The sequence below is a fragment of the Mesorhizobium sp. LjNodule214 genome (assembly GCF_964252735.1).
In the GTDB taxonomy this organism is placed as follows: domain Bacteria; phylum Pseudomonadota; class Alphaproteobacteria; order Rhizobiales; family Rhizobiaceae; genus Mesorhizobium.
Genome location: NZ_CAXUPE020000004.1, coordinates 294,149 through 306,967, shown reverse-complemented (window position 1 = coordinate 306,967; position 12,819 = coordinate 294,149). Strand labels below are relative to the sequence as shown.

Below are 12,819 nucleotides of genomic sequence, written 5' to 3'. Positions count from 1 at the left end.
GCCAGCGTACGCGCCAAACATTTCCGACCGGATCCCACTTCAAGGAAAAGGGCGGCATCGCTGCCGCCCTTTCGCGTATGTGAAGCCAGATCGGCTGGATTAGAAGTCCATGCCGCCCATGCCGCCCATGCCGCCGCCGCCCATGCCGCCAGGCATGCCGCCGCCAGCCGACTCCTTCTTCGGAGCCTCCGCGATCATGGCTTCGGTGGTGACGAGCAGGCCGGCGACCGAGGCCGCGTCCTGCAGAGCCGTGCGAACGACCTTGACCGGGTCGACGATGCCCATGGCGATCATGTCGCCATATTCGCCGGTCTGGGCGTTGTAGCCGAAGGTCGCGCCCTTGTTCTCAAGGATCTTGCCGGCAACGATCGAAGCTTCCGCACCGGCGTTGGCAGCGATCTGGCGGGCCGGAGCCTGCAGCGCACGACGCACGATGCTGATGCCAGCGGTCTGGTCGGAGTTGGCGCCGACAGCGTTGATGCTAAGCGAAGCGCGCAGCAGGGCAACGCCGCCGCCGGGAACGATGCCTTCTTCGACGGCCGCGCGTGTCGCGTTCAGCGCATCGTCAACGCGGTCCTTCTTTTCCTTGACTTCGACTTCCGTCGCACCGCCGACGCGGATCACCGCAACGCCGCCCGCGAGCTTCGCGAGACGTTCCTGCAGCTTCTCCTTGTCGTAGTCCGAAGTGGTCTCTTCGATCTGCTGCTTGATCTGGGCAACGCGGCCCTGGATCTCTTCCTTCTTGCCGGCGCCGTCGACGATGGTGGTGTTCTCCTTGGAGATCGACACCTTCTTGGCGCGGCCAAGCATGTTGAGGCCGACGTTCTCGAGCTTGATGCCGAGGTCTTCGGAGATGACCTGGCCACCGGTGAGGATGGCGATGTCTTCCAGCATGGCCTTGCGGCGATCACCGAAGCCCGGCGCCTTGACGGCGGCGATCTTCAGGCCGCCACGCAGCTTGTTGACGACCAGCGTGGCCAGAGCCTCGCCTTCGACGTCTTCCGAGATGATGAGCAGCGGCTTCGAGGTCTGCACGACGGCTTCGAGAACCGGCAGCATGGCCTGGAGGTTGGAGAGCTTCTTCTCGTGGAGCAGGATGTAGACGTCCTCGAGATCGGCAACCATCTTGTCGGCGTTGGTGACGAAGTAGGGCGAGAGATAGCCGCGGTCGAACTGCATGCCTTCGACGACTTCGAGTTCCGTCTCGGCAGTCTTGGCTTCCTCGACCGTGATGACGCCTTCATTGCCGACCTTCTGCATCGCTTCCGCGATCATCTTGCCGACCGACTCGTCGCCATTGCCGGCGATCGTGCCGACCTGGGCAACCTCTTCCGAGGTCTTGATCTTTTTGGCGTTCTTGATCAGCGTCGCGACGACGTCGGTCACGGCAAGATCGATGCCGCGCTTCAGGTCCATCGGGTTCATGCCGGCGGCAACGGCCTTGTGGCCTTCCTGGACGATCGACTGCGCCAGAACGGTCGCGGTCGTGGTGCCGTCGCCGGCGATGTCGTTGGTCTTCGAAGCGACTTCGCGGACCATCTGTGCGCCCATGTTTTCGAACTTGTCTTCAAGCTCGATTTCCTTGGCGACGGTGACGCCGTCCTTGGTGATGCGCGGGGCGCCGAACGACTTGTCGATAACGACGTTGCGGCCCTTGGGGCCGAGCGTGACCTTCACCGCGTCGGCAAGGATGTTGACACCGCGCAGCATGCGCTCGCGGGCGTCACGGGAGAATTTTACGTCTTTGGCAGCCATTTTGTACTCCTGGGCATTTCGCCCGAAATTCAGATTGGATGGTACGGAAGGCAGCGGCGTGTTAGCCGATGATGCCCATGATGTCGGCTTCCTTCATGATCAGAAGGTCTTCGCCATTGAGCTTGACTTCGGTGCCCGACCACTTGCCGAACAGGATACGGTCGCCAGCCTTGACGTCCAGGGGCACGAGCTTGCCAGCTTCGTCGCGGGCCCCCGAGCCGACGGCGATGATCTCGCCCTCCTGCGGCTTTTCCTTTGCCGTATCCGGGATGATGATCCCGCCGGCGGTCTTGGATTCGGATTCGACCCGGCGAACGACCACGCGGTCATGAAGCGGGCGGAACTTCGACTTTGCCATTTTTATTATCCCTGGTGCGCAGGTTGAAAGGTTCTCCGTTGCCGGAGGGTGGTTAGCACTCGCTGTTGGGGAGTGCTAAGATGTCGGTGAGATAGGCTGTAGGTTGGTACTTAGTCAAGACGGGCGGGGGACGGACTGAAAGGCAAAAGATGTGGAATCGGCGCGAAGCCTGCCCCCGTTACGGGGCATCCAACTGCCTAAGCGAGCGTTTCGGCCGTAAGTTCTGGGCCGACTTCGTCTGTGTTAAAAAATGTGAAATTATGTGAAGTTAGTGGCCGAGCAGTCGGCGGAATCGACGGTCAGCCGAAACAGTCTTTGCGCTTTTTGCAATTCATCCCTTAGCCTGGAGTTGCATCGCCAAAGGAGCGTTTCTCGCTTGGAGCGGGCACTTGCAGACGATGATCGGAATGTCGCCTTGTGGACGATATTCCCCGTGATGAAATACACAGACGTTGAACCAGGTCTTCAAGATGAAGTCCCCTGGTCTGACAGCCTGATCGCCTACGACAAGGAGCACTTCAAGACCTACTTGAGGTTCCTGGACGCCTCCGCCGACGATGCCAATTATGAGGAGATGGCGCATGTCATCCTCGGCATCGATCCGGCGGAAGAGCCGGTGCGCGCGCGGAAAGCCGCGCGAAGCCATCTCGATCGGGCGAACTGGATGATGACGACCGATTATAAGGAGTTGTTCGCGTAAATGAGGGTGAACGGGCGGCGCACACACGCTGCTTGGCAGACGTGATCACGGCCGTTCGCCGCAAGAATGACATGGCACCCGGGCCCTGCGGGATTGCAGGCTTCGGCTGACGCCTATTCATTGTCAAACTCCGCTCCTCGTACAGGCAGAAGATTCGCTGCGCCGATGCGTCTGTGCGTGGCCATGCAGGTCAGCGGCGGCCGCTCGTCATACTTGGCCGGTGCAGCAAAGGCGGAGAAGAGGAAGCCGTGTTCTTGAGGGTCAAAGCCGACGATGTTCCAATGGTTTTTTGTCGAGACCATGTAGATATGCCGCCTGGTGAGCCACCGCAGGAGGATCGATAAACTCCGAGGTTTTCGGCAGCCGCTTTTCGTACGACGTGCAGTGCACATCGTGCAAGAGATTGCCAGTCTCGCGGACGCTGTCGATTTCCTCAATGCATGGCCCCAGATCGCCGAGACCCGATCCATGAGGCCGCCCTCTCGCCTGCCGAGACCCCACCTCTGGTAACCCGGGCATCACAGGACGTGAGGGCGCGAGCGACAACGTCATTGAGGAGCCCTAGGCAGTCAGGGACCATGCCGAAGTCGACGATTTCCGCCCAAGGACAAGCCGCCAGCAACGAGCTCAGCATTATCTGATTGGAATCGTAAATCTGACCGTGCCAAGGGGTTCACCCGGCTCTTTCCATTCGGTTCCGGTCGAGAGCAGAAGTCCTATCCGGATTTTTCGAAGCAGTTGGACGTCGGCGATCCCCGCCGCTGCCAACGAGGTTAGATCCCTGGCGGATAGGCCCTTGTCCCGCGTTATCAGTCCCGAGCGGGCGCTGACGTCCTCGCCAGCAAAACGGATGTGATGGCCCCGACGGGCCGCTCGTGAATCGTAACGGTGTCGTCAATTCGCTCGCAGCGCTCTTGCATGACCACGGCGTCGAAGGTCCACGGAACAGGTGCTCCCGTGAATATCCGGAGTGCAGTTCGGGGGGCAAGGTTCTCAAGAACGCGTACAACGCCGGCGACCACCCGTTCAGCGACACGAAAAGTCCAAGGGCCTTCCCCATCGAAATCCGCCGTTCGTACGGCAAATCCGTCCATGGCCGAATTATTGAACGTAGGCTGCGAAACAGGCGAGTATATATCGGCCGCGCAAACCCTCCCCAATGCATCGACGAGCGAGACCGTTTCCCTATGTCGAACAGGTTTGGCGAGCGCGATGGCTTTGGCTACCGCCGCCTCGAACGGAATAACTTCGCCACTATGCCCGGCAGAACAGTCGGCTTTCAAAACTGGTTTCACGACTTGAAACACTATTGCTCCCTCCTTTGCGTTGTTCCCGAAACGCAATGGCCAAACGTTTCTAACCTGACACACTCTTCAGATAGGCGATGACGTTTTTGACGTCCTCGGGATTCTTGAGGCCAGGGAACCCCATTTTGTTTGCCGGCACTTTCGCCTTGGGATTGGCCAAATACTCCATCAGGTTCGGCTCATCCCATACGAGGCCCGCTGCGCCCGCATCCTTCATGGCTTTCGAGTACGAATAGCCCGGAACGGTCCCAACTGTCCGGCCTACAACGCCTTTCAAGGTTGGCCCGACCTTATTCGCGTCGGTATCAGCGCTGTGGCATGCGGCACACTTTTTGAAGACTGTCTTTCCGGCCTCGATATCCTGAGCCCGGGCGACCGGAGGCAAGCACGCCAAAACCATTGTGGCGACGAATAGATATTTCACGCGGGAATTCCCCGATTGAAGATACGGCAGGCGGTCGATATGTTTATAAGCCATGATCCAATCCTCGCTTAAAGTACGTTGCTCAGGCAGCCATAAAGAAGCTCGTCGACTCCCTCGGCGTAGATTTCGCCCTCGGCGTCGATACGCAGCTCGTATTGAGGAATAATGGCCGTCGACTGGTTCCAGATCTGCTACCTTTCTCAAATGTGAGTAGCGGCCGGGACAACTATTGAGTGGTCATGGGCGTTGTAGTTCCATGGGAACCTTGTGCGGGCACGTGGTCGAGAATCCGACAATGTCGCGGTCCGGCCCGCTCCGTCCTGGTAACTGACGCCGAGGATTCGTTCGGCTTCATCCTGTTCGATGGGTGTTCGATGAGTGTCAGCCCCAGTGCAGACTTTGTCTGAGTCTGCGCAGGCAGTGCCACAGGTATGGCCATTCCTGCATCGGCAAACGTTCCTCCCCTTAGAAATTGACGGCGGCCGATGTCAGGCAGCTTGTTGCAGCAATTCATGCGTCCTACCCATTAGGCGAAATGTTATCGCAAAAAGCTCTGCAACGCTTGTGCCAACCGGAAAAGCCGGCGATTTCATACAAAATGCGAATGGGATCCACATCCGAGGAATCGCGGCCAAGGCCCCGCAGACCCATATCGCAAATCGTCTGTCAGCGGTCCTCGACGGGGTCACAAAGATCGGTCGGGTAGACAGTACAAGCACAATGGATGGCCATCGGAGGACGTGGGAAATTGCGGTTCGGTGAACCAGTGTGGTCGTTTTCGTTCGCTCCAACAGGTCCAAAGCGCTAGCTCCGAGGCTTAGAAGCCGGCGTTTGAAGTTCCTCCCCACGAGATCAACGCATTCTCATGGCGTGTGGTCTGATCAACGACCTGTCGACATCTTTTGCATTCATAAGTCCGGCGGGTCGTGTCCCATCAGGTGGTGTAGCTCGGCGGTTATGAAGCCGCTCGCGAGCGCGCCGTTAGTAGCGCTGTAGCGGGTGAGCGGCGTGTCGGTGGTCATCGGCGCTTTCCGGTAGGGTTTGGTTGTTGACGCCAACCCATTTCGGAAGGACCACCGATGACCGACGACATGATGAACCTGCGCACGCTCGTGGAGAAGACCCCGGATGCCGATCTGCTGCGGGAGATGATCGGCTTTGCCGCCGAGCGGCTGATGGAGCTGGAGGGGGCGCGGCCACCGGCGCCGGCTATGGCGAGAAGACCCCGTTGCGGCTCGCTCAACGCAACGGCTACCGCGAGCGCGATTGGGAGACGCGGGCCGGCACGGTCGAACTGCGCATCCCGAAGCTCAGGAAGGGTTCCTACTTTCCGGGCTTCCTCGAACCGCGCCGCATGGCCCCGGGTCGGATTGGCCCGACGCTCAGTCAGCATCCACTCGTCATCGGGCTCCGCCAGCCACCAACGCTTGATTTGTCCCTGATATTTGCCTCGGTCAGCCTTTCAAGGACGCTTGATCTGATGCCGTATTTCCTCAGCGTGTATCCAATCTGGCGCGGCGTCAGTCCAAGGAGGCGCCGCCTTTGTCTGCACCGAGCCATCTCTTCACGGCCGTGATGACACGCTCGCGATTTGACATACTCGTACCTTTAAAGAGGCTGCGCTGGGAGGCGCCAGCGATGCCTGGTCGCTGACGACGGACGGGACCGTAGCGGCGGCCCAAGGAGCAGTCTGCCCAACCAGATTGGCGATTGTGGTGAGGAGGCGGAGGTCGTAATCGAGGAGGGAACTTGATTTGTTGTCCAAGATGCGGTCGATGGTCGGCGTGCCCACGACGTTCGCATCGACGCGAACGGGTACGCCGATGAACGAGACTTTCATGCTGTCGGACGCCCTGAGCACGTCCTTGTCGGCGGCGTTGAAAGCCGGGTTCACCGCTTGGTTGCGGATTTTGACTGGTCACGGGCAAGCGCGAAAAACGCCTTAGCCGTAAGTCGGGGCGCTGCAACGTGGTCGAGTGCACAGCGGTGCGATGCCTTGCCATGGGGTTTCCTTACATGAATCGCGACCGTCGACTGGCTTCTGCACGCCGCAACCGCACGTTGATTCACGAGACGGGAATGGGGCGGGAGAGTCAATCGAGCTTTCTTTCATTCGCGAAAGGAAACTCTGCGCTCATGATAGAATTCCATCAGTTTCATATAGCTCCGGTAGATGATATCGAACGGCAGAATGTCTGCCCCGGCGTCGCCGCGGTGCCGGTGCTGATGGCCCGGGCCATCAGCCTAATCAGCTCCTGGCAAAGCTGGGCGCAGTGGCGTGGCGACCGCCATCGCGACGATGCCATCTACGAGGGCCGACCGCGACTCCGGCGTGATTTCATTCACAATCGCGACAGCGTCTTGAGCTTTGCGCACCTCGCGGAGCTCCTGATGGCCCCCTGCCCCCGCCGACCATACAGAAGCCGACGAGCTCAGGTTGCCGTGCATGAGATCCAGCGTGGTCTCGTATGTGATCTGCCGCTTCTCGAGGGTCACGAGCGTATCGAGCACCTCGAAACTCGGCGCGTTGTCACGGAAATAGGAGCGAAAGCCGATTTCGCGGAGCTCGTGCCCCTGCAAGCGGTGGCTGCCGACGAAGACCGCCCCTTGCCGGGCCGTTTTGCGACCGTGGAAAACAGCCAAACGGCGGCCCCCCCGACCTCGTCCCGCCATAGGAGGAAACGGCACCGCGACCTTGATGCAGTGTCATGGATGGATGGGGCATTATTCGGGAACCGAACCAATCCACAGAAATATTTTGTTGGTATTTTTGTTGGTCCGCGCTCCTATTGCTCCATGCCGAGGCGATTGAAAACGAACTCAAATTTTCTCTACTTGGATTCCGCCTCGGATGAGGCGAAGGCATTCATGGCCATAGGCGAGAGTTTTGCCAAGCATGAGACCCGTGAAGCATTCCAGCCACGAATATCTTCGCGACACGGTCCACGTCAATTAGGTGGAGGGTTTCAATTCCCGCGTGCGGCGGACGATCGCCGGCGTCTTTCACCATATCAGCCCGCAACATGCCGACCTGTATTTCCATGAAATCGGCTTCCGCTGGTCTCAGCGCGTCGTGTCTGGAAGCGCCATTCGGAAAACTCGGCATGGCCGGGAAATCATGCGAACGCTCTGGTCACGGGTGCCGCCAGCGCTGCAACTGCCGACTGTCTTTTGCGCCGCCACGGGACGTCAGATGCGCCGAAGCCCCGATGGTGGCATCACTATCAAATCGGCCGTAGCTGTCTTTGGTTGATAAAGGCCGGGGTAAGGATGAATGAACGCAGCAATGTAGACAGGCTCGTTTTTGGGAGAGACCTCTAAGTCGAGGGCGAATACCTTGTCGCTAGTCTAGGAAGGGGTCTGCGCCGGCGCGCGACGGCGCCTGTCGGGCTTCTCCGCGGTCCTCTCCAATATCATGAGCAATGCGCCGGCCGTGCTGGCGCCCAGGCCCTTCATACCGGTCTGGAAACCCGGATGTGCCTGGCCTGATTGTCGCCATGAGTTCCACGCTGGTCGACAACTTTACGCTGCTCGGCTAGGTCGCCAGACTGATCTTCCCCGAGCAGGCGCAGATCGCTGGCACAGATCTCAGTTTTGGGCGTTTTCTTCAAGGCCGGACTGCCGCTGAAGCTGATCACGCTCCACAACGGTTCGGTTGCTAAGCGCAAGGCCTCGGTCGTGCTCCTATATTCCACGGAGAATTACTCATGGCTGCTTACGCAACGTTTCTTAACACCGATTTTAATAGCGCAAAGGGATTTCCGACGTAATGCTGCAGTGCAACAGAACGGTCTTTGAGCGTGCCGTTTATGCACTGTCACCAGGAGATCCGAATGCTCGAACAGACCCCAGACAAACCGCACGAGCCTTTGGCGCAACAGACCCTTCCCGCTGAGAAGTTCCGCAAGTCGCGGTGGCTGCGATTAATGTTCGCGATCGTCCTCTTGGGCGGTAGCTCTTTTGCCATCTATGCCTACAGCAGCGCTCGCCCTTCGGACGCCGTCGCGCTCGCAACTGTCGCACCGGCGCCTCCCATTGTGGTCAAGGCAGCGCAGGCGCAACTTGGGAACGTTCCGATCTGGGTCACAGGGCTCGGAACCGTGCAACCCTTCAACAGCGTGACAGTCAAGCCTCGCGCCAATGGGCAGATCAACGATATCGTCTTCACTGAAGGCCAGATGGTGCATGCGCACGATGTGCTCGCCCGCCTGGACCCGAAACCCTTCCTTGGACCTCTGCATCAGGCCGAAGCGACGCTGGCCAAGGATCAGGCACAACTCACCAATGCTCAAGCTGATCTGCAACGCGTTTCGAGCCTTGCCCAGAAAGGCTTTGCCACGGGCCAGGTCCTCGATACGCAAAAGGCGCAGATCGCCCAGACGGAGGCGACGATTTTGGCGGACAAAGCCGCCATCGAGAACGCGCAGACCCAGATAGACTACACCACCATCACCTCGCCGATCGACGGCGTGGCGGGCATACGGATGATCGATGCGGGCAACATGATCACTTCGACCGATCTGGGGATTGTGACAATCAATCAGCTCGAGCCGATTTCGGTCGTGTTTACCGTGCCGGCGGACGCCGTCGCTGACTGGCCGGTCGGAACGCCAGCGTCCGCGATTTCCGTCACCGCCCTAGCGGCCAACGATAGCAGGATGCTCGACACGGGAACTTTGAGCCTCGTCGACAATCATATCGATCCCGCGACGGCTACCATCAAATTGAAGGCGACTTTCCCGAACAAGGACCATCAACTGAAGCCGGGGCAGTTCGTCAGTGCCCTGTTCCAGAGCGTGCTCCTGTCCGAGGCGACTTCGGTTCCATCAAGTGCCGTTCAGCAGTCGGCCAACGGCACTTACGTCTATCTGGTCAAGCCGGAGGACTCGACGCTGGTCCAGCGCCAGGTGACGGTCAAACGCGTAGCCGGCGACGTCACCGTGATTGCTTCGGGCTTGAATGCCGGCGATACGGTCGTCACCGAGGGGCAATACAGCCTGAAGCCCGGGATGAAAGTGTCGACGCAGAGCGCCGGATCGCAGGACGCGGCAGGCGAAGCTTTGGGCCATCGAAGGGATCGAGTGTGAGCGTCTCCAACATATTCGTCCAGCGTCCAATTGCGACCGGGCTGCTGACGCTCGGCATCGTGCTCGTGGGCATGGTTGCGTACATGCTTCTGCCGATCTCGTCGCTGCCTCAGGTCGATTTTCCGACCATCGCTGTAGAGTCCACGTTGCCCGGCGCCAACGCGGAAACGATGGCGAGCACGGTAGCGAGCCCGCTCGAACAGCAATTCTCGACCATACCCGGCCTAGCCCAGATGACGTCGACGAGTACGCTCGGCAAAACCGACATGACGCTGCAGTTCGATCTCAGCCGCAATATCGACAGCGCGGCCCAGGACGTTCAGGCGGCGATCAACGCGGCGAGCGGCTCATTGCCAAAGGCAATGCAAAGTCCGCCCACCTACCACAAGGTCAATCCGGCGCTGTTCACCGTGATCTCCATCGTGCTGCAGTCGGACACGATCCCCCTCCCGCTGGTCATGGATGCGGCGTCTAATATGGTTGCCCAGACCTTGTCCCAGATTCCGGGAGCCGGCTTCGTGGACATGCCCGGTTCTTCGAAATCGGCCATCCGAATCCAGCTCGATCCCATGAAGCTGGCCAGCCTCGGGATGAGCCTCGAAGACGTTCGGTCCGCGCTGGTAGTGGGGACGACCAACGGACCCAAGGGCACTCTCGAAGGCGCGCAGCGCTCGGTCACGCTTGACGCCAATAACCAACTCCTCACCTCGGCGGACGCGAGCGCGGCAATCATCGCCTACCGCAACGGATCTCCGATAAGGATCAGCGATATCGGACGCGCGATCGATAGCGTCGAGAACACGACGTTGGGTGCATGGTACAATAATCGGAAGGCTGTCCTCATAGACGTTCATCTGCAGTCGGGCGCTAACGCGGTTGACGTCGTGAATGGTGTCAAGGCCGCCCTGCCAGGACTACGGTTGCGCCTCCCTCCCTCGGTCCAGATCATGACGGCGGGTGACTCTACGGTTGCCGTTCGCGCAGCCGTGGCCGACGTCCAGTTCACACTCATGATTACGATCGGGTTGGTTGTCCTCACGATCTTCCTATTCCTCAAGAGCATGAGCGCGACCATCATTCCGGCCGTCACGATTCCCGTTTCCCTGATCGGCACATTTGGCGTGATGTATTTGTTGGGTTACTCGCTGGACAACATTTCGCTGATGGGACTCACGATCGCCGTAGGGTTTGTCGTCGACGATGCGATCGTCGTGATCGAGAACATCGTCCGGCACATCGAGGGCGGCGAATCCCCTCTTGAGGCCACCTTGAAGGGGGCGAGCGAGATCGGCTTTACGGTCGTTTCCATGACCGCATCGCTGATCGCTGTCTTTATCCCGCTGCTTCTGATGAGCGGCATGGTCGGCCGGCTGTTCCGGGAGTTCTCCGTCACCATAGCGGTAGCGCTCATCATTTCGGCGCTCGTTTCGCTCACCCTTACGCCTATGATGTGCGCCCTGATGATCAAAGGCCATCGTCACGAAGCCAAGCCCAACCGCTTATCCAGCCTGCTCGAACGCGGCTTCGACTTCATCCAGCGGGGTTATAGCCGTTCGCTCCGCGTCGTGGTCGGACATCCAAGGCTTGTTCTCCTCTCCTTTTTCGCAACGCTGGCTGTAACGGCGCAGTTGTTCCTAGCGATCCCGAAGGGCTTCTTCCCACAACAGGACCTCGGGCTGATTTCCGGGTCCACGCAGGCCGCGCAGGATATCTCCTTCCAAGCGATGGCAGCCAAGCAGCAGGCCGTTGTCGATCTCATCCTGAAAGATCCGGCGGTCGACACGGTCCGGTCCACCCTCGGCGGCTCCGGGCGCATGAACTCCGGCAACTTGCAGATCGTCCTCAAGCCGCTGTCGGAACGATCCGTGTCCGCGGATCAGGTGATTGCACGCCTCCGTAAGGAAACGGCCGGTGTGTCCGGCGTCAGCGTGGGCATGCAGGCTGTACAGGGCATCAACGTGGGCGCACGCAGCTCCCAGACGCAGTTCCAGTACACCTTGCAGGACCCCAACCTGCCCGAACTGTACAGATGGGCCGACACGATGACCGCCGAATTGCGCAAGCTTCCTCAGGTCCGAGACGTTGCGAATGACCTGCAAGCCGCGGCGCCGCATGCCAGCATCGCTGTCGACAGGGACACGGCATCACGCCTCGGCATCACTCCGCAGGCGATCGACGACACACTCTACGACGCATTCGGTCAGCGGCAGGTCACGACGATCTTCACCCAAGCCGACCAGCACAAAATCGTCATGGAGATCGATCCGAAATACCGAGTCGATGCAGGCGCGCTTGATGCGATCTATGTCGGAAGCAATTCGGGCAAGCAGGTTCCGCTCAGCGCTTTCGCCAAGGTCAGAAGCTCCGTGGCGCCGCTGACGATCAACCATCAGGGCTTGTTCCCGTCCGTAACGCTGAGTTTCAATCTCGCGCCCAACGTCGCCCTCGGGGACGCGGTTACGGCGGTCGAAGCCATGCAGGCACGGATTCGCCTGTCCGCGACGGTGCAGACCGGGTTCCAGGGCACCGCACAGGCCTTCCAGGCCTCGCTCAGCACGCAGCCGATGCTAATCGTGGCAGCCCTGATCGCCGTGTACATCGTTCTCGGCATGCTTTACGAGAGCGTAATCCACCCGATAACCATTCTGTCGACCTTGCCTTCAGCGGGAGTGGGCGCCCTCGCGGCGCTTATGCTTGTTGGTGGTCAGCTTGATGTCATGGGGCTTGTCGGCATCATCCTGCTCATCGGCATCGTGAAGAAGAATGCGATTATGATGATCGACTTTGCATTGTCAGCCGAGCGGGACCGCGGCTTGCCGCCAAAGGAAGCCATTATCCAAGCCTGCATCTTGCGGTTCCGGCCCATCACAATGACCACGCTCTGTGCGCTGTTGGGCGCGCTGCCGCTCGCTTTAGGTACAGGCGTCGGTTCGGAACTCAGACGCCCGCTCGGCATCGCGATCGTGGGCGGACTCTGCGTGTCGCAGCTGCTGACGCTGTACACCACGCCGGTCATCTACCTCTACATGCAGCAGTTTGCAGGCTTGATGATGGGCGTCAAGTATCGGATCATCGGGCGTCGGCCCGCGCTCCCCGCAGTCCCGGCAGAATAGGTTGGGGAGCGGCCGTGCTTGGCCCGCTGACGCCCGCCGGGGTGAAGCAACAACGTGGCCAATGGGAGAGGACAA

General features: G+C 59.8%; 10 protein-coding genes and 3 pseudogenes. 5 read left to right on the top strand and 8 right to left on the bottom strand.

Annotated features, from left to right (window positions below; genetic code table 11):
- Window positions 1–99 precede the first annotated feature (99 nt).
- Complete coding sequence (gene groL, locus ACSQ3Z_RS33070) at window positions 100–1,755, bottom strand: chaperonin GroEL (RefSeq protein ID WP_436175373.1); 1,656 nt, start codon at window positions 1,753–1,755, stop codon at window positions 100–102.
- Window positions 1,756–1,816: 61 nt separating this feature from the next.
- Window positions 1,817–2,113: a co-chaperone GroES gene (gene groES, locus ACSQ3Z_RS33065; RefSeq protein ID WP_006333965.1), complete on the bottom strand. Its 297-nt coding sequence runs from the start codon at window positions 2,111–2,113 to the stop codon at window positions 1,817–1,819.
- Between the two features lie 436 nt (window positions 2,114–2,549).
- Here groES and ACSQ3Z_RS33060 point away from each other — a divergent pair, with 436 nt between their 5' ends.
- Window positions 2,550–2,813: a DNA -binding domain-containing protein gene (locus ACSQ3Z_RS33060; protein WP_436175450.1), complete on the top strand. Its 264-nt coding sequence runs from the start codon at window positions 2,550–2,552 to the stop codon at window positions 2,811–2,813.
- A 113-nt stretch (window positions 2,814–2,926) separates the two neighbouring features.
- Here the strand turns inward: ACSQ3Z_RS33060 and ACSQ3Z_RS33055 are convergent, their stop codons facing one another.
- The 4 genes from ACSQ3Z_RS33055 to ACSQ3Z_RS33040 all read right to left on the bottom strand — a co-directional run bounded on the left by ACSQ3Z_RS33055 (window position 2,927) and on the right by ACSQ3Z_RS33040 (window position 4,520).
- Window positions 2,927–3,115, bottom strand: a complete 189-nt coding sequence (locus tag ACSQ3Z_RS33055) for a hypothetical protein (protein ID WP_436175372.1) — start codon at window positions 3,113–3,115, stop codon at window positions 2,927–2,929.
- Between the two features lie 131 nt (window positions 3,116–3,246).
- Window positions 3,247–3,447: a hypothetical protein gene (locus ACSQ3Z_RS33050; RefSeq protein ID WP_436175371.1), complete on the bottom strand. Its 201-nt coding sequence runs from the start codon at window positions 3,445–3,447 to the stop codon at window positions 3,247–3,249.
- A 175-nt stretch (window positions 3,448–3,622) separates the two neighbouring features.
- Complete coding sequence (locus ACSQ3Z_RS33045) at window positions 3,623–4,120, bottom strand: hypothetical protein (RefSeq protein ID WP_436175370.1); 498 nt, start codon at window positions 4,118–4,120, stop codon at window positions 3,623–3,625.
- A gap of 49 nt (window positions 4,121–4,169) precedes the next feature.
- Complete coding sequence (locus tag ACSQ3Z_RS33040) at window positions 4,170–4,520, bottom strand: c-type cytochrome (protein WP_436175449.1); 351 nt, start codon at window positions 4,518–4,520, stop codon at window positions 4,170–4,172.
- Window positions 4,521–5,623: 1,103 nt separating this feature from the next.
- Between ACSQ3Z_RS33040 and ACSQ3Z_RS33035 the strand changes: the two are divergent.
- Window positions 5,624–5,904 (top strand): annotated as a pseudogene (locus tag ACSQ3Z_RS33035) (transposase); the annotation flags it as partial.
- Window positions 5,905–6,231: 327 nt separating this feature from the next.
- Here ACSQ3Z_RS33035 and ACSQ3Z_RS33030 read toward each other — a convergent pair.
- Window positions 6,232–6,447: pseudogene (locus ACSQ3Z_RS33030) on the bottom strand (GAF domain-containing protein); the annotation flags it as partial.
- A 341-nt stretch (window positions 6,448–6,788) separates the two neighbouring features.
- Window positions 6,789–7,187: a hypothetical protein gene (locus ACSQ3Z_RS33025; protein WP_181956574.1), complete on the bottom strand. Its 399-nt coding sequence runs from the start codon at window positions 7,185–7,187 to the stop codon at window positions 6,789–6,791.
- A 204-nt stretch (window positions 7,188–7,391) separates the two neighbouring features.
- Between ACSQ3Z_RS33025 and ACSQ3Z_RS33020 the strand changes: the two are divergent.
- From ACSQ3Z_RS33020 to ACSQ3Z_RS33010, 3 genes and pseudogenes are all read left to right on the top strand, one after another.
- Window positions 7,392–7,797 (top strand): annotated as a pseudogene (locus tag ACSQ3Z_RS33020) (transposase); the annotation flags it as partial.
- Between the two features lie 580 nt (window positions 7,798–8,377).
- A complete protein-coding gene (locus tag ACSQ3Z_RS33015; RefSeq protein WP_436175369.1) occupies window positions 8,378–9,631 on the top strand; it encodes an efflux RND transporter periplasmic adaptor subunit in 1,254 nt (417 codons plus the stop codon).
- Window positions 9,628–12,744 (top strand): efflux RND transporter permease subunit, encoded by a 3,117-nt coding sequence (locus ACSQ3Z_RS33010; RefSeq protein WP_436175368.1) that lies wholly within the window; start codon window positions 9,628–9,630, stop codon window positions 12,742–12,744. Before ACSQ3Z_RS33015 ends, ACSQ3Z_RS33010 begins: the two co-directional genes overlap by 4 nt.
- Window positions 12,745–12,819: the final 75 nt, after the last annotated feature.